Below are 24,199 nucleotides of genomic sequence, written 5' to 3' on the forward strand. Positions count from 1 at the left end.
AGATTAAGTTTATGAGATGGTCTTAACTCACCAACTGAAGTTTTAACGGGACAGAACTCAAATGGCGTGATGATAGCGGTTCGGATTAGTAACGTTGCCGATACAAAAACGTCGATCGAGTATACAAACTAATTGATATGGTTGAATAATGCTGAGTTCATCTAGAAACGGCACTCGATGTTTCACGATCCATACTCAATAATCCCCAGGAATAAATATGTCTCTTATTCAAAACAAAGTGGTAATCATCACCGGAGCCAGCAGTGGTTTAGGCGAGGCAACTGCGAAGCGACTTGCTGCTAGTGGAGCCAAACTGATGCTGGCTGCCAGACGCGAAGATCGTCTCAAAGAATTGGTTGGAGCGATCGCTAAATCAGGAGGGACTGCAACCTATCAAGTAACGGATGTGGCAGATTGCGCACAGATGGAAGCCTTAGCGAAGGAAACTTTGAGTACATACAGCCGGATCGACGTGCTAATTAATAATGCCGGGTTGATGCCGCTTTCTCCCCTCGACCAAGTAAAGGTGGAGGAGTGGGATCGGATGATCGATGTGAACATTAAGGGTGTCCTCTATGGCATTGCTGCCGTGTTACCAATTATGCGTCAGCAAAAGTCTGGTCACGTCATTAACCTATCGTCAGTGGCTGGACATAAGGTGTTTGCGGGAGCAGCAGTCTACTGTGCCACTAAGTACGCAGTGCGGGCGATTTCTGAGGGGCTGCGGTTAGAGTCAAATGGTGAAATCCGTTCGACTAATATCTCACCAGGAGCCGTTGCCACCGAACTGACTAATACGATTACCGATCAAGACACAGCAGCAGGAATTAATCAACTTTATACGATCGCCATTGATGCAGATGCCATTGCCCGTGCGATCGCATACGCCATTGAGCAACCCGATGATGTTGATGTGAATGAAATGATCATTCGTCCGACACGTCAAGAACTTTAGATTTCGGCTTCCAGAGCAAGCATTCCGCTCAGATCAACTCTCAAAAAGTAGGCTTGGGACTAGATTTACTATTTGAAGTGGAAAAAGTTATTCTTAAAATTCAGCAAAACCCAAATTTAGGAACCCCACACAAGATTGAAGGAATACGTCGTTATGCTATTCAACGTTTTCCCTATCTGATTTTTTATACGGTGCTTGAAGAAGTGATATCATGTCCGCCAAATTACCCATAATAAAATAACCCCACCCCCCCTCCCCGCTCTTCGGGAGGGGAGACAAAGCACAGCTTTGGCGGGGTGGGGTTCTTCGGGTTTAATAAGCAATCAAGCGGACATGATATGATTTGGGTTATTGCGATCGCGCATGGTAAGCGCAAACCGAATTACTGGAAACAAAGAAATATTGAAATTTAATAAAAATACGGCGATTGCACTAAGAATTTTGTGGCTCTTTATTTACCTGATATTAGCCGTACCATTGCTGAGTGCATAGCAGTCAACCGCCGCACAATCTGGTCAATCTCCAAATCTAATATGCTGTAATCAATGACTGCCTGACGAATCGGTGTATGTCCTTGATTGAAAGCTAACTCTTCTATTCTGGCTGTACGCAGTGCTTGCAGGTGCGGCTGGATTTTTTGCAGTGTTTCTTCCAAATCAGGTAAGGGCGGTGGGGGAATTTCCTGCTGTACCGAATCAGCTAACTGCTCTAACACTAACGAAATTTGGCGGACAAAGGTTTCTAATTCCGGGAGTGGTACTGTTGCTCGGAAATGTTCGAGATGTACTGCCAAAACTGTCACGGCGTTAGTAAAACGTCCCATATACAGCAGTAGCGTCATTACTGGTTCTACTAATTCTTGGTGCATTTGGGGTTCGCGCAACAATCCTTGGAAGGAGGCTTGGGCATTGCCAATTGCTAGTCCAGTTTGTCGCCGTTGACTGATAATACTAGAGTCACGCTCCTTTATACCTTGGTAAACAGCCATCACATCCCGAAAGTATTTGTGACATTCTCGTAGCGCTGTGGCGAGTTGACTGGGTAAACGATCGCGTTCCCAATTTGGCCATAAAAAGTAATGACTCGCAAAAGCCAGTCCCGCCCCAATTAATGTATTCAACACCCGAAAGCCAGCAAGTTGCCAACTAATAGGATGACCAATATCGATAATTAGTAAGACAAATATTGAGAAGAAAATCACTGAATACCCATAGTTGAAAGCGATTAGGGAAACACCAAAAAATACTGTCAGCAGAATAATGATGTCTAATACAGGCTTACTCGTGATGGTTGCAAGTAAGATAGCAGCTAAGACAGCTCCTAAGATTGTCCCGCCAACTCGCTGGAAAAACCGTTTGAAAGTTGCACCCAAGTTTGGTTTCAGGACTAATATAATTGTCAGTGTTACCCAATAGCCCATTGGTAAATTTGTAACGCTGTATAAGATCACGCCTACAGTTAGACTCGCACCAATGCGAAGAGCATGGCGAAAGATTGCTGAGTCTAAGGTAAGGTTTTCTTTGAGTAAACTTAAGAGCGATCGCTGTTCTTCTTCAAATAAAAGAAGTCTATCTATATCTCGTTGACTCATTTTGCTGCGATCTGCCAGAGATTTAGCTGTCTGAGCCGTGTATTGCAATTGCTCAATCAGCTTTTTGAGCGTCAGCACCAGGTTAGTGAAAGCAACGAGGGTTGTGTAGTCGGTTTCACTGCCAGCAATTGCTTTTCTTTGCAGACTTTCTTGTTCTTTCAGTGCTTCATAGATGCGCTTGAGATTTCCCAAGTCGATGCTAGCAGGCTTGCGAGATATGACTTTCGCTATGGCTTGAAGAATGACTGATATTTCTGCGAGTGCATCGTCTACTAATTGCTGGACTGTATGATATTGCTGTTGTTGGAAGTGAGTTTCTAGTAATTCTGTTAAGGCAACAACTAAACCAAGCAAGCGATCGCCATCCTGAATTAGCAGCAAAAATGGCTCATTTATCCAACTCCGAGACGACTGTCCAATCCGTAATGTACCTAAAGCAGTGCGTGCTGTTTCTAATGCTTTTCTAATTTCGAGAATATTTTCAGATGTTGCTACTTTACCTACAAATGCCTGAATGTAGTTGGCGATTGCACTGAAACAGTCAGCCAAAGCTAGCCGTATGGGATCGTAAGGTCTAAAAGGCCACATTACTAAGGAGAGTAGCATCGCCCATCCACCTGCAATTAGACATAACAGCGATCGCACGAGTGCAACTTCCAAGTTTCCTGGCTGTGCGATCGTGGTAATAAATGATATCCCTACTACCAGACCAACATTAGCACCAGCATTACCATACAGTGACGCAAAACCGGAAGCAAGCCCCCACAGAAGTGTCAGCACCACAGCTAGTACCGGAACTTGAGCGACTAGAGTACCCACAAATACTGAAACAGTTATTCCCAAAGTAGCCTGTGCCATTGTCTTAGCTTTGATTTGGTAAGGGCCACCAATATTCGCTAAGTTGACAAAGTGAGCCATTAAACCAACGAATAATCCGCTTTCTCTTTGGTTAATGAGTTGCCCAATTAGCATGGGAACTCCCAACGCTAACGCAGCTCGTAAGCCGTTGGATATTGCTGGTTTTCCTGGCTCTGATTGGATCAGAAATCTGAGGAAATTACTTCGATTCAACTGCATTGTTTTTGTTAACAAAACAAAATTTTTATCGGAATTATCTTAATATTTTGATATATGCAGATTTATTTTAATTGATGGTGGGCAATTAAGAGCTTTTACAAAAAGTGAATCTTAGGATACATATTTTGCCACTTTATAATTTATTTTCAATTATTCGTTAACAGATATGAGTTTTATCGTGGATAACGGCATGATTGCCGTGATTATCGGATAAAAAGCATTATTATGATGCAAATAGCTGTAGTTAAAAATTGACTATTATCGAGACATATAAATAACTTTAGTTGCTGATTGTAAAAAACTAAATAAATATTTACAATAAAATAAAAAAAGTAAAATAATGTCAACGAATTTGATAGAAAAAAATATTAAATCTGTCCAAAAGTAGAGATAATTTTTAGAAGACGAAAACAATACAAACCATTTACTTGGATAAGGTTTGATGTCGAGAGACTGTTCCAACTTCAGGGGAGAATTCAGCACGTGAAGGCTCCGGTGTTATGAACCTGAAGAGTAAATAAAAGGGACTGGGCATGGAAAAGAGGCATTGGGGCGGGGTGCAAAAGGGAAAACTCTTCTCCCTTGCACCCTGCTCCCTTGCTTCTTCCCCAGTTCTTGATACATAGACAAAAAGTTAAGCGCGAGGACATAGATTTAGTATGGCTAATAGCAGTGCAATTACCGCAGCACGACACTTGAGTGAAAAGTTACCTTTACCGCTCAAGCGTTTGGCAGATTTGGCTTATAACTACTGGTGGAGTTGGAGTGGCGATCGCATCTCCTTATTCCAAACAATTGATCCCCAAGAATGGGAACGCTGTGGGCATAACCCAGTAGCGATTTTAGAGTCGGCAACTTATGAGCGTTTGACGCAATTAGCAGAAGACCCATTTTACCTAAAGCAGATATCCGCCCTCGCGCGTGAGTTTGACCAATACATCAACCAGCAAGATACTTGGGTCAGTCGAGTTGCACCGCAAGTATCCAAACAGCATCCTATTGCTTACTTTTGCGCCGAATTTGGCATCCATGAATCTCTACCCGTCTACTCTGGTGGCTTGGGAATTCTCGCCGGGGATCACTTGAAATCATCATCAGATTTGGGTGTGCCATTGGTTGGTGTTGGCTTGTTGTACCGCCAAGGTTATTTTCGGCAACGCTTGAACCGCCAAGGTTGGCAAGAAGATTATTATATTGACAACCCCTTTGGCCACATGCCCTTGGAGTTGATTAAAAATGAGCAAGGGGAATCAGTCACTATCGAGTTACAAGTTCGCCAGCGGGTTGTGAAAGTGCAAATCTGGCGAGTGCAAGTTGGGCGAGTCACCTTATATTTATTAGATAGCGATCGCAACGATAACGATCCCATTGACCGTTGGTTGACGGGACACTTATACGGCGGTAACTTGGAAACCCGCATCGCCCAAGAAGTCGTTTTGGGAATTGGTGGTGTTCGCGCTCTACACGCCTTGGGAATTGAACCTTCTGTCTATCACCTCAATGAAGGACACGCTGCATTCTGCACCTTAGAAGTTGCGCGGGTAGAAATTGAACGGACTGGTAAATCTTTCTATGACATCGAAGCCAAGGTGCGGAACAGTTGTGTATTTACCACCCATACCCCCGTTCCCGCCGGTCATGATGTCTTCTCACCCGATTTAATAGATTCCTTCTTTGCCAGCTATTGGCCGCAATTGCGACTTTCTCGCGAGCAATTTTTGGCATTGGGTGCAAGGCGACTGGGCGATCCTTGGGAACCCTTTGGCATGACCGTTTTAGCATTGCGGATGTCGCGTGCTTGCAATGGTGTAAGTGAATTACACGGTCAAGTTTCTCGTAAAATGTGGACAGTTCTCTATCCGCAGCGATCGGAAGACAAAGTACCAATTGGTTACATTACCAATGGCGTTCATGCACCCACTTGGACTGCACCCTTGTTAGGTGACTTATATAACGAATATTTGGGAGAAGACTGGAAAAATCGCGCCGTCGATCCCAAGATGTGGGCTAAAGTTGACGAGATTCCCGACGAGGAATTGTGGTCGCGGCATCTTATCCTCAAAGAAAGATTGATTGCCTTTACCCGTTATAAGGTGAAGAAATCACGGGAGTTGCGTGGCGAAAATCATGAACTCATTCAAGCAACTGAAAAATTACTCGATCCCAATGTATTGACTATTGGATTTGCCAGACGCTTCAGCCCTTATAAACGCGGCGATCTGATTTTACGCGATGCCCAACGCGCATTGAAGATTTTTGGTAATGCTCAACGTCCAGTACAAATTATCTTTGCCGGGAAAGCGCATCCAGCCGATGAAGAAGGTAAGCGGATTATCCAACGCTTAATGGAGTGGTGTCACAATTCCGGGATTATCAACCGAGTCGCCTTTATAGAAGATTACGACATTTACACTGGTCAAAAATTGGTGCAAGGCGTGGATGTTTGGTTAAATAATCCCCGTCGTCCTTTGGAAGCATCTGGTACAAGTGGGCAAAAAGTCTGCTTCAACGGCGGTCTTAATTGCAGCGTTTTGGATGGCTGGTGGTGCGAAGGCTACCAAACAGGGCCCGATGGTAAAGGAATTAACGGTTGGGCAATTGGTGAAGATGCTCATACTAGCGATCAAGAATTGCAAGATGGGATTGATTCGCGATCGCTTTATCAGCTGTTAGAAGAAGAAATCGTTCCTTTATACTATGACCAAGATGCCCAAGGTATTCCTCACCGTTGGGTGCAAATGATGAAAACGTCCATTAAAACAAATGCGCCGTTATTCAACACCGACAGGATGATTGCCGACTACGTTTCACAGGTGTATGTCCCAGAGATTTCTAAGAGTGTGGAACCGATTTTAGCTAAAGTTCTCCTGTAAAGGGCATTGGGAATTGGGCATTGGGCATTGGGTATGGGGTAAGGGGAAAAGGGGAAAGATTAAATTTATTCCTTTTCCCTTTAACCTTTAACCTTTTCCCCTTACCCCCTGTCCCCAGTCTCCAGCCCCCATAGCCTTCCTAGAAGCGATAAGATCGAGAATAAATTCATGCTGTGTTTATGGCAACCCAACTCAGCCAAGCCAAATCACCAACAGAACTGGTAATCTCTTGGGAAGCCTTGCCCAAAGATTTTCAACTAGAGGATGAACCAGTGGAGAATACCGGTCAGCCACTTTTAGCTGGTGCTTTGCGTGAAAGTCTAGAAATCAGTGGATTCATTCAACCTCAGATGTTGATAGCTTCAAACTTTGGTCTTTGTGCGACAGTCAACGAGCAATTTATTGCCAAAGCACCAGACTGGGTTTATGTGCCGTCGGTTAATGAAGTCGTGGGTAATCGCAAAAGTTATACACCCAATTTAGAAGGAGATATCCCTGCGATCGCTATCGAATTTTTATCCGATACTGAGGGTGGAGAATATTCGGTCAAGCGAAGTTATCCACCAGGAAAATGGTTTTTCTACGAGCAAATTTTGCAGATTCCCATTTACGTAATTTTTGAACCTTATGGCGGTTTATTAGAATATTATCAACTGGAAAATAAGCGCTATGAGTTAAAGCAACCTGACGAAAATGGTCGTCATTGGATTGATGTAATGGGCTTATTTTTAGGAACTTGGCAAGGAACAAAAGAAGGTCGCACTGGTTGTTGGTTGCGCTGGTGGAATCGAGATGGTAATTTGTTACTGTGGGCTGTAGAACAGATTGAACAAGAACGTCAACGCGCCGAACAAGAACACCAACGCGCTGAACAAGAACGCCAGCAAAAAGAACGATTGATTGCTTATTTACAATCTCAGGGTATTGACCCGAATAACTTGCCCCCGTTTGAGTAGAGGCAATTGATAAATTGCCCTTACGAGAATCATCCAATTTTGCACTAGTTTGCTATAGCAATCCTCAATTGTTCCTGAAAAATAATATCGCCGACTTATAAGCTGTTCCACATTTAAATTGCATAATTACGGCGGGCAAGATGCCCACCCCACAAGAGTTATATAAATTTTAGATATGCAAACTAGATGTGGTTTAGCTTACCAATTCAATTAATGATTGCAACACATCCTTGGGTAAAGATGCGACACCAGTCGCTACAACGGGGGGAACCCCCGCAACGCGCTAGCTCATGAATCGCGTCTATACAAATGGTCTATTTTTCGCATTCTTTTTTCAAATTGGTATTATATCATGTCCGCCAAATTACCCATAATAAAATAACCCCACCCCCAACCCCCTCCCGAAGAGCGGGGAGGGGAGACAAAGTACAGCTTTGGCGGGTGGGGTTCTTCGGGTTTAATAAGCAATCAAGCGGACATGATATTATTTGATAAATCGGGGATATGCAGGTTGTAACGGTCATGCTTTTGGGCTGATTGATAAGTAGGGGTTAATTGTCTGGATTCGTTCACAAAATATATACCTTTCCAGGCTATTTACCTGATTTTAATCTTCAAGCATCTCTAAAAATTGCGCCTCACTTAACTGTGTAATTCCCAATGAAATTGCTTTTTCTAACTTGGAACCGGCATCTTCTCCTAAAACTAAATAATCGGTTTTTTTACTAACTGAATCAGTTACTTTCCCCCCAGCTTTTTGAATCAAATCCTTCGCTTCATCCCGCTTTAAGGTTGGCAATGTTCCCGTAATTACAAAAGTTTGACCTGCAAATTTTTGATTACCATCCCCAACTATTTTTGTTTCCTCTGGGGCAGTTAATTGCAATCCTTCTGCTTGTAAGCGTTCTATTAACTTTTGGTTAGCGTCAATCCGAAACCATTGGTACACAGATTGGGCAATTTCAGCACCAATCCCGTAAATGCCTTCAATATCTGATTGCTTTGCTGCTGCTAACTGGTCTACAGTGAAATATTTCTGAGTCAATAATTGAGCATTTACACTGCCAACGTGACGGATGCCTAAACCATACAGTACCCTTGACCAAGATTGATTTTTTGATTGAGCGATCGCATCCACTAATTTCTCTGCCGACTTTTTCCCCATCCTTTCCAATGCAGATAACTTCTCTGCTGTCAACTCATATAAATCGGCAACAGAATGCACCAAACCTTTATCAACGAGTTGATATACTAGCTTTTCGCCCATACCTTTAATATCTAAGGCATCACGACTAACCCAATGTTCAATGGAACCTTTGAGAATCGCCGCACAGGAAGCATTGACGCAGCGAGTCACCGCCTCACCTGATTCTCGCACCACTAATTGACCGCAGACTGGGCAATGGGTGGGCATAACGAAGGGTTCAGTGTCAGCGGGACGGAGTTCTTTGATTACCCTCAGCACTTCTGGAATGATTTCTCCAGCTTTGCGGACAATGACAGTATCGCCAATGCGGATGTCTAATTGAGTAATGCGATCGCTATTATGTAAAGTGGCGCGGGAAACTGTTGTTCCCGCCAGTTGCACCGGGCGCATCTCGGCTAACGGCGTTAACGCTCCCGTTCGTCCTACATTTACAGCAATATTTTCCACACGGGTAGGTGCTTCTTCGGCTGCATACTTTAAGGCTACTGCCCAGCGGGGAAATTTCTGCGTAAATCCTAGCTGTTCCTGAAGTTTAAAAGAATTCAGCTTCACTACTACCCCATCAGTCATGTAGGGTAAATTCAGCCGTTCCGTGTCCCAATATTCATAATATTTTGCCACTTCTGCGATCGAAGCACAGAGTTTGTGGTTGGGGTTGACTCGAAAACCCATCTTTTCCAACAATTCCAACGCTTCCCATTGAGTATTGGCAATACTGGTGTCATCTCTACCCGGAATGTGCAAGGTGTAGCCAAAGAAATCTAACCGCCGTTTAGCGACAATGCGGGAGTCTAATTGCCTGAGTGTACCAGCGGCGGCATTGCGGGGATTGGCAAATAATTGCTCGCTGGCTTTTTGTCTTTCCTCGTTGATTTGTTTAAATACTTCCAACGGCAAAAACGCCTCGCCTCGCACTTCTACCCTTTCTAAAATTTCTAACCCTTCAAAATTCAAACGTAAGGGAATTGAGCGAATTGTCCGTACATTTTGGGTGATATCTTCACCCGTTACCCCATCACCTCTAGTTGTCCCTCTAACTAGAATGCCATCTTGGTAAGTAAGAGCCAAAGCAGAACCATCAATTTTAAGTTCACTGACATATTCCACTGCATCTATTTTCGGTACTTGTCGCCGCCAACGCTGATCCCATGCTTGTAACTCATCAATATTGAATGCATTCTCTAGACTGTACAAGGGGATATTATGCCGCACCGAGGTGAACTGCGTTGCTGGCCTCTCACCCACGCGCTGAGTTGGACTATCGGGTGCTGTCAATTCTGGATATTGAGTTTCTAGTTGTTGCAATTCTCGATATAGCTGGTCATAGACTGCATCCTCCATGATTGGAGTATCTAAGACGTAATAAGCATAGCTTGCTTGTTGCAATAACTGGCGCAATTCTTCTGTGCGCTTTACTTGAGGTTTAATCTGTGTCATGAGAATTCTTATAAAATATCTAGGATTAGGGCTAACAAATCATACATTTGTACTATACAAAATTTTGGCTTTTCAGCCATATCTAAAGCTAAATAAGTTTTACCAAACTCCTTGCTACCTAATACTTGCATAGGGCGATCGCATCGCAAAACTTTGTCTCATTAGAAAAGTGCATCTATCGACAGATGGATTTATTATTACTTAGCAATTAGCTACTGTCAGCCTTCAGTAGTCTGCTTCCTCTGAGTACTAAGTATAATTCCACAGGTAAATGCAGAGCGATCGCAAGTCAATAAATCGCTATATAAAAGAATGTAGAGAGGTAGCACTGCTACATCTCTACAAGGGTAATAACGCATATTTAATTTCAACAGAGTCTATTAGAGAACTGGGTTGAGTAGCTGTGAATAGGCGAAATTATGTGTAGGATGGGGCATCGCCCCACCCAAATTGTTATCCAATTACCTCAGCAGTCTTATTCTTATCCAACTTAAGAATCAACACACCCAAAGGTGGTAAACACAAATCTAGCGAATAAGGACGACTGTGCAAAGACCAATCATCTGTCCATTTACCACCTAAATTGCCCATATTACTGCCGCCATACTGACGCGCATCACTATTGAACAACTCAGTATAAAATCCCTTTTGCGGTACACCGATGCGGTAATGAGAATGGGGTTGTGGTGTAAAATTACAAACGACGATCGCAAAATCATCAGAATCGCGATCGCGACGAATGAAAGAAACTACACTATGGCGGTTATCGCTACAATCAATCCACTCAAACCCCGGTTCAGCAAAATCCTGGGTGTACAAAACTGGCTCAGAACGGTAGAGATGGTTCAATTCCCGGAAAAACGTTTTTAACTGTTGGTGGGCTTCATGCTGTAATAAATGCCACTCCAAATCAGCCCAAGCATTCCACTCACTCCACTGCCCAAACTCCATACTCATAAACATGGTTTTCTTACCTGGGTGAGCAAACATATAGCTAAATAAACAACGGATATTAGCTAACTTCTGCCATGTATCCCCTGGCATTTTGCCGATGATATTGCTCTTACCATGCACCACTTCATCGTGGGACAGGGCCAGCATGAAATTCTCGCTGTGGTTGTACCACATACTAAAGGTGATGTTGTTTTGGTGAAATTGGCGGAACCAAGGGTCCATGCTGAAGTAATCCAGCATATCGTGCATCCAGCCCATATTCCACTTCAAGTTAAAGCCCAGTCCGCCTGTGTAGGTGGGCCAAGATACCATTGGCCAAGAAGTGGATTCTTCCGCAATTGAGAGAATACCGGGGAAATAGCTAAAGATAATGTGATTTACCTGACGCAGAAAATCTGCTGCTTCTAGGTTTTCTCTGCCGCCGTACTGGTTGGGTAGCCATTCTCCTGGTTTGCGGCAATAGTCGTTATATAGCATCGAGGCAACAGCATCGACACGAATCCCGTCAATGTGGTATTTATCAAACCAAAAGAGAGCGTTTGCTGCGAGGAAATTACTAACTTCATGACGACCGTAGTTGAATACCAAAGTCCCCCATTCTTTATGTTCGCCTTTACGGGGGTCAGCGTGTTCGTACAGGTGGCTGCCATCAAAGAAAGCTAAACCATGTCCATCTTTGGGGAAGTGACCAGGAACCCAATCCACAATTACCCCTAGATCATTTTGGTGACATTTGTCAACAAAATACATAAAATCTTCGGGTCTGCCAAAACGCGAGGTAGGGGCATAGTAACCAGTTACTTGATAACCCCAAGAACCATCAAAGGGATGCTCCGCAATGGGTAGCATTTCTATGTGGGTGTATCCTAATTCTTTGACATAAGGAATGAGTCGGTCTGCCAGTTCCCGGTAAGTAAGAAAACGTGCGCCCGGTTTCAGTTCTGAAACTACAACTACAGGTTCCGTTTCACCATTGGGGAGTTTCGCTGGTTCTGCACTCGAAGCGTGTAACCAAGAGCCTAAATGCACTTCATAAACTGAAACTGGCTGAGTCAGCGGGTCACTACGACGCCGCTTTTCCATCCAGTCTTCATCACTCCAACTGTAAGTATCTAAATCAGTGACAATGGATGCCGTTTTTGGACGGGGTTCCTGTTGGAAACCGTAAGGATCGGATTTTTCGTAAATGTGTCCTTCAAAATTTTTGATTTCATATTTGTAAGACTCCCCTACACCAATTTCAGGAATAAACAATTCCCAAACTCCGGTGGGGCCTTTACGCATCTGGTTTTTACGTCCATCCCAGAGATTAAAATCTCCCAACAATGAAACATTACGAGCGTTAGGTGCCCAAACAGCAAAATAAACACCTTTAACGCCGTCTATTTCCGTGGGGTGTGCTCCCAGTTTTTCATATATCCGGTGATGGTTGCCTTCACCAAACAAATGCAAGTCAAAGTCTGTCAACCGGGGTGAACGGAAAGCGTAAGGGTCATAAATGACACGCTCATGTTCTCCTTCTTTTATCCGTAACTGGTAGTTTGCCAGTTCGGCAGTTTCAATGGTGCATTCAAAAAAGTGAGGATCGTGCACCGTTTGCATTGGATATTCTTTACGTTGTTCAGGAAGAACGACCCATGCTGCACTTGCATTTGGTAGGTAGGCCCGCACAGCCCAGACAGTTTTGCCGTCTTGTTCTATGGGATGAGAACCTAGTATTTCAAAGGGATCGTTATGCTGATTCCAAACGATGCTGTTAACCTGTTCAGGGGCGATCGTGGTCATGGACATGAAGCTACCTAAGTGAAATAACGTGATTGACTAAATCTACTTTTTTAAAATCTATATATATTCTTTACATTTATTTGCAATTTTGTCGCCACCGTTATCCTACATCAGAATGGGGCATTGAGCATGAGGCATTGGGCATAGGGCAAAACAGTTCCGGGTTCCGAGTGCTGAGTAGGAAATCTTACTTCTTTGCCCAGAACTAAGCACGGGCTAAACCCTAGCTATCCGCTAACATAAATGGCCACTATTGACGGATATTGGGCAGAGGATGAATGACTAATGACTAATGACAAATTTATCAAAAATTTAAAAATGGAAAAAACTGGAATAAGGTTTTACGTAAGCGAAGCAAGAAAATCTGTTCTCGAATTTTGGGGTCTAGTTTTGGTGGCGGGACTTCTCGCAGTTGGGCTTGCAATTGGATATACTCGGCAGCTGTTAGGGATTTTCCATCAATAGGCGATCGCGCTTCTATAATAATCTTTGTCCGTAATATTTCTTCTGGTGTATCTTCTGGTGGCGGTAATGCTATTGCTACCGATCTCCAATAGCTACTTAAAACAATCTGAGTTACAGTAATTACAATTAAGCTCAGTAACTTTATATATTTTCTCGTTTTAACTCTCCTCATCTCCTGAATTACCTTCACAACGCAGGATGAAAATCTGTTTTTTCCATGCCCAAATTTTCCCAATAAAAATCTGGCAACATCAAGGGAGATTACCAAGTCTTTCCTGATACGGAATAGACTACAGGAATGCTCTTGAGCAATTGCCAGCGATCGCGATAAATTATTTTACCCTCTCAAAACTCAGTAGTATAAGCAATTTAAAATGCCAAACGAGGGAAGTACTTGCCGACAAAATAGCTTAGATTGACTCAACTCTCTTGGACTAGTAACAAGGTTTGAGCGGGTGGGAATTTTAGAAGGACACTTGGTAGAGGACATAACCCTCTTTACCAGTGTCCTCTACTTACTGCCCTACTTAGTTGATATTTGAGCAAACTCTAGGCTCTGATAAACCAGCATAAAAATGAGGCTTTTCGCGAACCCAATTAATTCGAGCGATATTTCGAGCTATGTAGTGAGGAATGCTGTCACTAAGTAGTTCTGGGTGCGATTTAAACTAAAGTTTAAGATGCCTTATTTAGGAGTCGCTGCGGGAGTTGCTGGGGGAGTCGCTGCGGGAGTCGCTGCGGGGGTAGTCTTAACAGGTGCGTCAGTTGGTTCACCTGTAGCAGCTGGAGTAGCAGTACCACCACCTTCACCACCACCTTCACAGGCCCCAAGAATTGCAGCCAGACTTAACATTAAAGCAAAACCAAAGATTTTTGTTTTCATAACTCCTCTTTCACCAATTGTGGCTAGAACAATTTTTCGCCTGTTGAATACGATACCGTATTTATTGCTTTTTTTAAATTCTGCGAGATTACATACTTAAAAAAAACAATCCTTTGGGGTATTGTTTGTGGAATTACGTATCCTGATTAGTTTCTCTTAACTCAGGAGCAAAACGAGAATTACCAACTTATTTAGCAAACGGAGCTATGATAGCAAAAAATTTTATTTTTTTCACAGAGTATTGCATCTTGCTACGTGACGTTGCCATACTTTAGGTGCGATACCTAAAGGGTAAGCTGTCCAGTTTCTAATCGCTGATTGCAAACATTGCATATCTAGAGGATGCAAACATTGATACAGCTACCTCTCAGAAAAGTTAAAAGGGTATAGTCTGTTATGTGTGCTTGTTGCACAGAAGGTGATTTAAACCTGAGCCAAAACAGACAATCAATCTAAAGTGCAGTATTTTCCATCTAAAAAAATTTAAAAATTTATGGTAGTTGCTCGTAAATCTACTGTTTCTACAAGGGGTAATTGGTTTCGGCGAGATTCTATCCTTTCTTTAGGAAGGCGACGCTCTGCGCCTATGGAATCAGCAGCACAGAGCGCTTCTACACCAGTCTCGTCTCAAAAACAACAGCGTTCCTCAAAAAATTTAGCGGTTTCTCCCACAAATGAGGCAGTTATAGCTAAATCGGTGAAAGAGTCGGGTAGACAACAATTACCAAATCTCAACGAGCAGTTGAATACGAACTTAAAAAGTCCAGGGGAAGGTTTTCTTGGGCTTCCCACAATGCCTAACTCTGGAACTGCACCTTTGTGGTTGCTGCGCTTGTATACCTTTCATCGTTATTCGTCAGTTGTGGCGTTCTTGTTAGTAGCATCGACACTTGCTGTTTATGCTTGGACAGTCTATTCTCAAGAGCTTTGGGGTCAGTCATATCGCAGACTGCAAAACCTACAACGTCATGAACGGCTGCTAACGACAACCAACGCGACGCTGAAAAATAAAATGGCTAATGAAGCAGAACAACCAACAGCAGGGCTGGTATCGCCAACTCCTGAAGGAATGATTTTCTTGCCGCCAGCATCTGGGAGTCCTAAGTCAGCATCGCCTAACACAACGCCAAATTCTGAAACCCAACCGCAAACACTCTCGCCACTGGGATACTAATCGTAATTCGTCAGAACCCAATGCAGAAGTCACCAAGCAAAACAAAATTCAGAAAGTTTCGGAATTCAAAATTTACAGGGCGACACAAGGACAAGGGTGAGAAACGAGGGCTTTTGGGAAAATTAGCCTCTAGTATGCAAGACCAAACATCCAACACTAAGTCCAGACTGTTCATCGTCTGGGGAATATTAATGGTATCAGGGTTGGGGTTGACTATTAACTTGTATAATCTCCAAATTGTCAAGGGACCAAAGTTAACTGAGTACGCACGCAACCAGCAAATGGTGAATGTGCGACCTTTTATGCCCCGTCGCCCAGTGGTAGATCGCAATAGCGATTTGTTGGCTATTGACCGTCCTGTATATACTTTGTACGCTCATCCCAAGCTGTTTGATAAGTCTAATGAAGATATGGCAGAGCGACTTGCCCCAATTTTGGCAAAAGATACTGCTGAATTGGTGAAAACTTTTCAAAGCAAAAGAAGCGGAATTATCCTTGCGCCAGCTTTACCAGAAGAAATTATCGATCGCGTCATCTCTTTGCGTTTAAATGGTCTGGAGTGGGCTCAAAAATACTCCCGATTTTACCCGCCAGACGATTTGGTTGCTGATGTGGTGGGCTATGTGAATGTTGACCGCCGTGGTCAAGCTGGTGTGGAATACTCTCAAGAGAAGTTGCTAGAACGTCCCGTGCAAACGGTGCGCCTCAGTCGGTCGGGAAATGGGGTTTTGATGCCGGATCGTGCGCCCGAAGGTTTTTTGCATTTTGACGATTTGCGATTACAACTCACTATCGATAGCCGTCTACAACGAATTGCTCGGATTGCGCTCAAACAACAGATGGAGAAGTTTGACGCCAAACGTGGAGCGGTAATTGTCATGGATGCATTGGATGGTTCGTTACTTGCCCTCGTTTCTCAGCCTACTTATAATCCTAATGAATATGCTAAATCTGATATTTCACTATTTAAAAACTGGACAGTAGCGGATCTTTATGAACCAGGATCGACTTTTAAGCCGTTGAATGTGGCGATCGCTCTGGAAAATGGCATCATCAAACCAGATGATATGTTTAATGACTCTGGTAATATTCGAGTCGCTAACTACACCATCAAAAATGCGATGAATAATGGGAATGGGCGAATCAGCATTGCTCAGATTTTGCAATATTCTAGCAATATTGGCATGGTGCAAATTATTCAACGTTTAAAGCCTTCAATCTACTACAACTGGCTAGAACGCTTAGGGCTAGGACAAAAAGTTGATACAGATTTACCTTTTGAAGTCGGCGGACGGCTCAAAAGTCAAGAAGAATTTATCGCTTCGCCAATTGAACCAGCTACTACTTCCTTTGGACAAGGCTTTTCCATGACACCCTTGCAGCTAGTGCAAATGCACGGTGCTTTAGCTAATGGCGGTAAGTTAGTTACACCCCATGTAGTTCGCGGGTTGATTGATAGCAAAGGGCAGATGCATGATTCACCTGCTCACACCATTCCCCGCCAAATTTTCTCAACCGCAACAACTCAAAAGGTTGTGGAAATGATGGAAAGTGTTGTTACTCAAGGCAGCGGTAAGCCGGCACAAATTCCGGGATATCGCATTGCTGGTAAAACTGGTACAGCCCAAAAAGCTAGTCCCAATGGCGGATACATAAAGGGTGCAAGAATGACCAGTTTCGTGGCTATTTTACCCGTGGAATCTCCTCGCTATGTAGTGTTTGCACTGGTGGATGAGCCAAAAGGAGAAAGTGCCTATGGTTCTACTGTCGCCGCCCCAATTGTGAAGTCGGTGATCGAAGCACTTATTCCTCTTGAGCAGATTCCGCCCAGTAAGGCGATTGAGGAACAGAAGGGAGTGCCGTAGGGTTGGGGAGCAGGGGAAAAGGTTAAAGGTTAAAGGGAAAAGGAATAAATTTAATCTTTCCCCTTTTCCCCTTACCCCAAAACTTAATCTTTCTCTATAACCAGGGAAAGAGGTACAGAAAGCTACTGGTGTGGAAACTTAGATATTAGAGGTGAAAGTAATTTCTCACTTTTCCAAAGTACCGAAGATTCCATGCAAAGCAATTTAGTTATATTTTCTAAGACTGAGGCTGCGAAAAATAGCACGCAAACTAAAGAAAGAACAATTACTAAGTACGACCGTGCTGAGGAGCAATTTATAGAATTGCTAGCAATGGAAGATTTGGATAATAAATTGGATGCAAAACCTTCAATAGCTAGTGAGTTTGAACAGTCACTCTCTATGGCAATTGAGGCTGCTTATAAAAACGATCGCTCTGATGAACAGGCTCACCGTTTTCTGCAACGAATACTTTATCGAATTAATCGACTAAAGCTGTTTTGGTACGACGATTTGCGGCATTATATCAATGAGCGATCGCTATATTTGCACTCTTGTCGCGACCAAATTGAAGCTGCTTGGCAACAGTGGGAACTAGCACAAATCGATGTAGCCGCACTGCAACAATTGGATGTTAAACAAGCTTTAATTGAGCGTGCATCTGCCGATTTAAATCCGCCTTTGTCGGAGAATAGCCGCTATATTCGTGAGGAAATGACTGAAGCTGGTTATCGTCACTTGCTAGCGATCGGCTCCTTTGATGGTTTGGTGGAAGGTAGTCGCCTTTGCTACGTATTGGGTGGTGCTGCTAATGAAGTGCAATGTACGCTGGTGCGAGTACTATTAGAAGAATACGGCAATGGTCGTTTATCCCGCAAGCACTCGACATTTTTTGCTCAAATGTTGGCTGAGTTTGGGATGAACACTGAACCAGAAGGATATTTCGATTTAGTACCTTGGGAAGTCTTAGCTTGCGATAATCATAACTTTCTAACTACCGATCGCAAACGCTATTTTCTCCGTTACAATGGCGCGTTGACATATTTTGAGGTGGCTGGCCCTGCGGCTTACAAAAACTATCTAGCGGCGGCGCAACGATTGGGACTGTCAGAGGCGGCGATGGGTTATTGGGAACTACACATCAAGGAAGATGAACGCCACGGTCGTTGGATGTTAGATGATGTTGCTTTGTCTTTGGCAGAACGATATCCCAATGATGCGTGGGAACTCGTGCTTGGCTATGACCAAGAGAAACAAATGGGCGATCGCGCCGCTGGTGCTGTTGTGCGATCGATACGCGAAGCGGAATAAGCCGCTTTACTCCTATTAACAATCCCAAAAATTATAAATAGCAGGTTATTCTTAGCATTTTAATTTGACATTTTAAGTCATTTTATTGCTAATTCTCCTGCAAACAAATTTCTTTAGCAACCCTTTGCTAAAGGAACAGTTTTTTATTGCTTGAATGCAAGGTAATAAATAACCTCCTAATAGACTGATTATACCTTACACTTTGAATTTTCGTCAAATGAAAGATATCTTTTTTTGTCCTGAAGAATCTAATTTCTACTCAAATTGCTTAGAAAGTTTTGTGATCAGAAATTGCCAAAATTCCGAATCTATTGTGGAGTTTGGTTCAGGAGATGGCAGCCCTGTAATTAATTCGTTATTGAGAAATAAGTTTGATGGAGTCATCCAGGGATTTGAATTAAATACTTCTGCATGGAAAGTTGCAAATTCAACCATTGATGAATACAATCTCACTAATAAATACATCATTCACAACTCATCTTTGTTTAACTCTTCTCAACCCGATGCTGAGTATCTTGTAGCCAATCCGCCCTATCTCCCCGCACCAGATAACGATATTTATATGCCACTCTTATTTGGGGGTGTAGATGGAGCTACAGTTACCAATGAGCTTTTATCGTTAGGTTATGAAAATGTGTTGGTTTTAATATCTAGCTTTTCTAATCCAATCAATACGTTGAACATAGCAAAACAAAATGGTTATTATGTTCACAACTTCATGGTTTTACCTTTGCAGTTCGGCTACTATAGCTCTGACCCCAAGGTAAAGAAGCACATCGAAAAACTCCAAAAAAATCAGATGGCATTTTATTCTGGCGATTATTATTTTTTAGCTGGAGTTTTATTTAAAAAATACCGGGAGTCTGTAATTGATTTATCTAATCAATTAGCTCAGGTGATGACTAGTTTGTGAAAATCCAATACGGATCAGTTAAGGCTAAACTCTTTATCAAAGTCAATTTTTTTAACGAACCGCAGAGGCACAGAGGGAACAGAGAGAGGAAAACAATGCTTAACTGAACCGTATTGTGTGAAAATCAAGAACAACTTAAGTGATGTCATCCCTTGCCTAAAGTACAGATGTGTATCTGAGCCACGCTTCGAGACATATCTTCAAAGATTTTCAACGAGCATTTTTATAAATCCATATTCCCAAGTAATCATTTTGTCTGGCTGAAGTTATTGCATTAACTTCTTTGTTATATGACTGCACTTTTAGAATGAGGTTTGCGCTTAAATGCAGCAAATAAAATTACACCAGCGCCAAACGACAAAATAGGAACACCTGAAGTTGGTTCAGCTACAGAGACAGATGAGATTGGCGTCAACAGAAAGGCGTGTAATTCACCATTAACTGCACCACGACCGACAATTTGTCCCTTATTATTAATGGCAGATGCCGCTGTCAAGGTAAAGCCACTCTGTGAACTAGGAGCAATCAGGTTATTTAAGTCGTACAGAGTCTTATCACTATAAAGAAAAGCCCGTAAACCATTGCCATCTGCGGCAAAAAAGTTATTGTTAGTGCCAGAAAACCCGACTACTTCACCCAAATTATTAATCCCCAAACCAGTACTAAACAAATCTGTAGGACTTAACCTACCAAGGTCTTGGAGTCCCGTGCTAGAAGTGTACACAAAAGCACGACTATCATTTACGCCAGTCAGTCCCGAACTACCAACTACTTGTCCTAAGTCATTAACATCGTTTGCTTGACTGTAGCTGTCACCTGGCAAAGTTCCCAAGTTAGTAGTTTGTCCGTTTTCATACAGAAAAGCTCTTCCTGAATTGAGAATACCTACTGCTTGTCCCAAGTTATTTAAACCGTAAGCAACAGTACCAGGAGTTCCTATGCTGGTTGCTACACCATCACCGTACAAAAAAGGACCAAGTCCGCTCGCTCCCCCTACTACTTGGGTGCGATCGTTAATTGCATAAGGAATAGCATTTTGAATTGGAAGAGGTTGGGTGAGGCCATTGCTGTACAGGAAAGGGTTATTTCCAGTAAAGTTATTAATATTAACCGAATTACCAACTACTTGCCCCAAGTTATTGATACCAGTCACTGCAAGTTGATTATCACCAGGCAACGGACTAATTGTTTTGAGCGAACCATTGCTGTAAAAAAAAGACTTACCCAAAGTATTAATGGCTACCTCACCTGAGTCATTAATATCTGTAGCGTAACTGTAGGCTTCTCCCGTAAGAGCGCCTAAGTCAGTAACTGAGTATAAAGATACCGCCAATGCCGACTTAGATGCAGAAAGACTGATTGCGGTGAAGGTAATTGCTGCTATACAGGATTTCCACTTAAGTAAAACCATGTTACTTTTCTGTGATTTTGTATTACCCTACCAAATTACCACTGAAGAGTAGAGTGGCAAGCTGCCGTATCTGGGTAGTCGCTAAATACGCCATCAACACCTAAGCTGAAAAATAGTTCATATTCACCTTGGGGATTTCCTTGAAAATCCAGTGGCAAAAAACAGTCTTCATTGCGGAAAGTCCAGACATGAACCAACAAACCAGCCGCATGAGCATCTATCACTAAAGATGTAGGCGATCGCAATTTACCATTGTTGTCTCTCGGAACCAGTAAATTTTTATGAATTCCTATCGCTTGTGCATATTTGGCAATTTCTTCTAAACCTGATGCAGTAACTAAATCTGCATAAGTGCGATGCCTACGGCGGGCTTCTCTACGTTCGCGCAGCGTGTCGCAGACAGAGGCTACGCCAACGCCTACGCAACCACTAACGACAAAATCATAAGGTTTACCACTGTTATTCAGCAATTGCACTAGAGGTAAATCAGTCTTCGTGGATAAATCTTGTAAATTACCTACTTCAAAAGACTGAATAAAAATAGGTGCGTTAGCTCCCTGATAACCGTTGGCTGTTAAAGTTGCAAGTAGGGGTGCTTCTAAGGCTAACCCAATAGATTGAAAGTAAGTTGGATGCTTAGTTTCTGGGTAAATACCAATCGTCCGATTAATTTCGCCACTTTTAACCTTGACTAAATCGATTATTTCTTGCAGAGTGGGAATTTCAAAAAGTCCATCATAGGCGGTATTTTGAAAGCGCACTTGAGGAATTCGCTCTTTAGCTCGTAGTGTTTTCAGTTGTGTTAGGGTAAAGTCTTCCGTAAACCAGCCAGTTTTTGATTCGCCATCAATTATTTTAGTGGTTTGAAGATGAGCAAATTCTGGATGGCTTGCAACGTCGGTGGTTTCAGAAATCTCATTTTCGTGACGAGCAATTAAAATACCATCTTTAGTGGAAACTAAATCAGGTTCAATATAATCAGCCCCTAGTGCGATCGCTAATTCATAAGCAGCTAAAGTATGTTCGGGACGATAACCGCTAGCACCTCGGTGTGCAATGATAATTGGAGATGCATTTTGCAAAGTTGTAGTCATTACTTTACCCACCTAAGTAGGACGATGTAAACAATTAAAGGTTTGTAGTGAGGGCTTTAGCTCTACTTTCAGGGCTGTTCGCGTTCATCAAATGCTCTGCTAATTCTTTAACTATTCTGAATCCTGAGTTCTGACTCCTGAATTCTGACAATTATTTTTAACTTAGCTCTAAATAAGTTAAGACAAATAAAACTGTCTAAAGAGGGTTGTAATTTTTCATTGGTAAGAGTTTAAAGAGTCTTTACTTTAATCATATAGTTATGTTTATTCTCGCTGAATTACTTGTTAGCTGATAGGTTAATTATTCAAGAAATATTAGGTTAGTCAAACATACTGGGTTACTACACTAAGTCGATAAAGCTTTAGTGCTATTTGAAAAACTAATTATTGAACAACAAGTATTGCTATTAAATAATAAATCTGTCATATTTAAGAATCTTATTTGATCCCTCATTCAATCCGATTGTGTTTAACACATTCTATAGGAATCATATTTGGTTTTTTACAAAACTCAGTACATATCTATTTTTTTATTTCGTGTTCCCTACCTATGCAAGTAAATTCAAGAATCAAATCGGATTTCTAGATAATTAATTTTTTCATTAGACCTCTTGCATAAATCAAAAATAAGAAAGAACCCCACCCCGCCAAAGCTACGCTTTGTCTCCCCTCCCGAAGCGCGGGGAGGGGTTGGGGGTGGGTGTTAGAGACTTTTGCAAGAGGTTTATTGTTCTTTAACAACAACTTAGTTACACCATGAATAGTCTGCAATCTGCTAAACCTCCAAAACTTGATAATTGTAATAACCAAACGATCCTCGATTACTTTGAGAATGCTTGGCAACTGGAAGATATGTTATTGAAAAGTTTAGTTGGGGAAGAGACATTTTATCTCAACCCTGACCCTTTGAGAAATCCTCTAATTTTTTATCTGGGACATTCGGCAATTTTCTACATCAATAAATTAATTCAGGTGGAGTTATTAGAAAAACGCCTCAATCCAGAGTATGAAATTTTGTTTGAAATTGGAGTAGATCCAGAAAAACCAGAAGAGTTGAATGCAGCGATCGCGCATTTGGAATGGCCGCAAGTTGCACAAACTTGGGAATATCGAGAACGAGCATATTCCGTAATTTCCGAACTAATTAAGACAACCCAAATTACTCTACCAATTCATCCCAATCATCCCCTTTGGGCTTTAATGATGGGGATTGAACACCAACGTATTCACATTGAAACTTCTTCGATGTTAATTCGCCAACTACCAATTGAGAGAGTGAAACGTCCTCAAAATTGGCAATATGCCCCTTTTAATGGTTACACTCCTCAAAACGAAATGATAGAAGTTGCTGGTGGGGTAGTAAAACTCGGTAAAGCCTTAGATGATTCAACTTATGGATGGGATATTGATTATGGCGATCGCACTGTTGAAGTTGCACCCTTTTTCGCCAGCAAATATCTGATTACCAATGCTGATTTTATCTATTTTGTCAAGGCTGGTGGCTACGAAAATCAAGAATATTGGGATGAAGAATCTTGGAATTGGAAAACTCGATACAATATTCAATGTCCTAAATTTTGGTTACATGAAAATGGTAGCTACAAATATCGAGCTATGTTTGATGAAATCGACTTACCCTTAGATTGGCCTGTGGAAGTCAATCATTATGAAGCAATGGCTTATTGTCGTTGGCAAGGGAAAGATACTCGCTTAATGAGTGAACCAGAATACCATTTAGCAACTTATGGTAATAGTTTGTTAGATCGTGTAGAAAATTATAATCTCAATTTAAAATTTGGTTCACCTAGTCCCGTTGGGATGTTAGAAACAGCCAAAAGTTCTTTGGGATTGTATGATTTACGCGGCAATGTTTGGGAATGGTTGAGTAATAACTTAAACCCTCTTCCAGGATATCAACCTCATTTTCTTTATGAAGATAATTCTGCGATATTCTTTGATGATAAACATCAAATGATGTTAGGAGGATGTTGGATAACCAATGGTACAGAAGCTTTAAAATATTACCGCAACTGGTTCCGTCCAAATTTTTATCAGCACGCTGGTTTTCGGATTGTTCAAGATATCAAAGATTAATAGAATATGCCTCAGCCACATGACACTAAGAATTGACATAGGTCAGAGCATTGGCACTTTTATTTTAACGGCGATCGCAAATCTTAAAATTAACACAGCGAATGATACAATTTGGATTGGATTAATACGAACTTCCTTTACCTTTTAATTGCTATGTGGAAAAAGACATGAGATT

16 protein-coding genes are annotated in these 24,199 nt (G+C 42.2%); 8 read left to right on the top strand and 8 right to left on the bottom strand.

Going from position 1 to position 24,199, the window contains the following annotated elements; all coding sequences use genetic code 11:
- Positions 1–57 precede the first annotated feature (57 nt).
- On the bottom strand, positions 58–186 hold the full coding sequence (locus tag RMX69_RS25120; protein WP_289796353.1) for a hypothetical protein: 129 nt from the start codon (positions 184–186) through the stop codon (positions 58–60).
- Between the two features lie 31 nt (positions 187–217).
- Here RMX69_RS25120 and RMX69_RS25125 point away from each other — a divergent pair, with 31 nt between their 5' ends.
- The gene (locus RMX69_RS25125) at positions 218–955 is read left to right on the top strand and encodes an SDR family oxidoreductase (RefSeq protein WP_322639052.1); all 738 of its coding nucleotides are present in this window, start codon (positions 218–220) and stop codon (positions 953–955) included.
- Positions 956–1,406: 451 nt separating this feature from the next.
- On the opposite strand, the gene RMX69_RS25130 is transcribed toward RMX69_RS25125, so the two are convergent.
- Positions 1,407–3,623: an FUSC family protein gene (locus RMX69_RS25130; RefSeq protein ID WP_322639053.1), complete on the bottom strand. Its 2,217-nt coding sequence runs from the start codon at positions 3,621–3,623 to the stop codon at positions 1,407–1,409.
- Positions 3,624–4,282: 659 nt separating this feature from the next.
- Between RMX69_RS25130 and glgP the strand changes: the two genes are divergently transcribed.
- Both glgP and RMX69_RS25140 read left to right on the top strand, forming a co-directional pair.
- Positions 4,283–6,496, top strand: a complete 2,214-nt coding sequence (glgP, locus tag RMX69_RS25135) for an alpha-glucan family phosphorylase (protein ID WP_322639054.1) — start codon at positions 4,283–4,285, stop codon at positions 6,494–6,496.
- Between the two features lie 179 nt (positions 6,497–6,675).
- Positions 6,676–7,452, top strand: a complete 777-nt coding sequence (locus tag RMX69_RS25140) for a Uma2 family endonuclease (RefSeq protein ID WP_322639055.1) — start codon at positions 6,676–6,678, stop codon at positions 7,450–7,452.
- A 607-nt stretch (positions 7,453–8,059) separates the two neighbouring features.
- On the opposite strand, the gene ligA is transcribed toward RMX69_RS25140, so the two are convergent.
- From ligA to RMX69_RS25160, 4 genes are all read right to left on the bottom strand, one after another.
- On the bottom strand, positions 8,060–10,096 hold the full coding sequence (ligA, locus tag RMX69_RS25145; protein WP_322639056.1) for an NAD-dependent DNA ligase LigA: 2,037 nt from the start codon (positions 10,094–10,096) through the stop codon (positions 8,060–8,062).
- A gap of 453 nt (positions 10,097–10,549) precedes the next feature.
- Positions 10,550–12,841, bottom strand: coding sequence for a 1,4-alpha-glucan branching enzyme (gene glgB / locus RMX69_RS25150; RefSeq protein WP_322639057.1), 2,292 nt, complete (start codon positions 12,839–12,841; stop codon positions 10,550–10,552).
- Positions 12,842–13,139: 298 nt separating this feature from the next.
- Positions 13,140–13,472, bottom strand: coding sequence for a hypothetical protein (locus RMX69_RS25155; RefSeq protein ID WP_322639058.1), 333 nt, complete (start codon positions 13,470–13,472; stop codon positions 13,140–13,142).
- Between the two features lie 513 nt (positions 13,473–13,985).
- A complete protein-coding gene (locus RMX69_RS25160; RefSeq protein ID WP_322639059.1) occupies positions 13,986–14,183 on the bottom strand; it encodes a hypothetical protein in 198 nt (65 codons plus the stop codon).
- 493 nt (positions 14,184–14,676) lie between these two features.
- Here RMX69_RS25160 and RMX69_RS25165 point away from each other — a divergent pair, with 493 nt between their 5' ends.
- From RMX69_RS25165 to RMX69_RS25180, 4 genes are all read left to right on the top strand, one after another.
- Positions 14,677–15,357 (top strand): hypothetical protein, encoded by a 681-nt coding sequence (locus tag RMX69_RS25165; RefSeq protein WP_322639060.1) that lies wholly within the window; start codon positions 14,677–14,679, stop codon positions 15,355–15,357.
- Positions 15,358–15,377: 20 nt separating this feature from the next.
- The gene (locus RMX69_RS25170) at positions 15,378–17,222 is read left to right on the top strand and encodes a penicillin-binding protein 2 (protein ID WP_322639061.1); all 1,845 of its coding nucleotides are present in this window, start codon (positions 15,378–15,380) and stop codon (positions 17,220–17,222) included.
- Positions 17,223–17,414: 192 nt separating this feature from the next.
- Entirely contained in the window at positions 17,415–18,512 is a 1,098-nt protein-coding gene (locus tag RMX69_RS25175) for an iron-containing redox enzyme family protein (RefSeq protein WP_322639062.1), read from the top strand.
- A gap of 217 nt (positions 18,513–18,729) precedes the next feature.
- Positions 18,730–19,425: an SAM-dependent methyltransferase gene (locus RMX69_RS25180; protein WP_289796340.1), complete on the top strand. Its 696-nt coding sequence runs from the start codon at positions 18,730–18,732 to the stop codon at positions 19,423–19,425.
- Between the two features lie 286 nt (positions 19,426–19,711).
- Here RMX69_RS25180 and RMX69_RS25185 read toward each other — a convergent pair whose 3' ends face one another.
- Positions 19,712–20,836, bottom strand: coding sequence for a DUF3466 family protein (locus RMX69_RS25185; RefSeq protein ID WP_322639063.1), 1,125 nt, complete (start codon positions 20,834–20,836; stop codon positions 19,712–19,714).
- Between the two features lie 35 nt (positions 20,837–20,871).
- Positions 20,872–21,930 carry a glycerophosphodiester phosphodiesterase gene (locus RMX69_RS25190; RefSeq protein WP_322639064.1) on the bottom strand — a complete coding sequence of 353 codons (1,059 nt, stop codon included), beginning with the start codon at positions 21,928–21,930 and terminating at the stop codon, positions 20,872–20,874.
- Between the two features lie 756 nt (positions 21,931–22,686).
- On the opposite strand from RMX69_RS25190, the gene ovoA reads away from it, so the two are divergent.
- Positions 22,687–24,024: a 5-histidylcysteine sulfoxide synthase gene (ovoA, locus tag RMX69_RS25195; RefSeq protein WP_322639065.1), complete on the top strand. Its 1,338-nt coding sequence runs from the start codon at positions 22,687–22,689 to the stop codon at positions 24,022–24,024.
- The last annotated feature ends 175 nt before the right edge of the window (positions 24,025–24,199 follow it).

It is taken from the genome of Nostoc sp. EspVER01, assembly GCF_034530635.1.
Lineage (GTDB): Bacteria > Cyanobacteriota > Cyanobacteriia > Cyanobacteriales > Nostocaceae > Nostoc.

Coding starts and splice junctions, on each gene's coding strand:
- RMX69_RS25125 (WP_322639052.1), top strand. CDS start 218: ATGTCTCTTATTCAAAACAAAGTGGTAATCATCACCGGAGCCAGCAGT.
- RMX69_RS25130 (WP_322639053.1), bottom strand. CDS start 3,623: ATGCAGTTGAATCGAAGTAATTTCCTCAGATTTCTGATCCAATCAGAG.
- glgP (WP_322639054.1), top strand. CDS start 4,283: ATGGCTAATAGCAGTGCAATTACCGCAGCACGACACTTGAGTGAAAAG.
- RMX69_RS25140 (WP_322639055.1), top strand. CDS start 6,676: ATGGCAACCCAACTCAGCCAAGCCAAATCACCAACAGAACTGGTAATC.
- ligA (WP_322639056.1), bottom strand. CDS start 10,096: ATGACACAGATTAAACCTCAAGTAAAGCGCACAGAAGAATTGCGCCAG.
- glgB (WP_322639057.1), bottom strand. CDS start 12,841: ATGTCCATGACCACGATCGCCCCTGAACAGGTTAACAGCATCGTTTGG.
- RMX69_RS25155 (WP_322639058.1), bottom strand. CDS start 13,472: ATGAGGAGAGTTAAAACGAGAAAATATATAAAGTTACTGAGCTTAATT.
- RMX69_RS25160 (WP_322639059.1), bottom strand. CDS start 14,183: ATGAAAACAAAAATCTTTGGTTTTGCTTTAATGTTAAGTCTGGCTGCA.
- RMX69_RS25165 (WP_322639060.1), top strand. CDS start 14,677: ATGGTAGTTGCTCGTAAATCTACTGTTTCTACAAGGGGTAATTGGTTT.
- RMX69_RS25170 (WP_322639061.1), top strand. CDS start 15,378: ATGCAGAAGTCACCAAGCAAAACAAAATTCAGAAAGTTTCGGAATTCA.
- RMX69_RS25175 (WP_322639062.1), top strand. CDS start 17,415: ATGCAAAGCAATTTAGTTATATTTTCTAAGACTGAGGCTGCGAAAAAT.
- RMX69_RS25180 (WP_289796340.1), top strand. CDS start 18,730: ATGAAAGATATCTTTTTTTGTCCTGAAGAATCTAATTTCTACTCAAAT.
- RMX69_RS25185 (WP_322639063.1), bottom strand. CDS start 20,836: ATGGTTTTACTTAAGTGGAAATCCTGTATAGCAGCAATTACCTTCACC.
- RMX69_RS25190 (WP_322639064.1), bottom strand. CDS start 21,930: ATGACTACAACTTTGCAAAATGCATCTCCAATTATCATTGCACACCGA.
- ovoA (WP_322639065.1), top strand. CDS start 22,687: ATGAATAGTCTGCAATCTGCTAAACCTCCAAAACTTGATAATTGTAAT.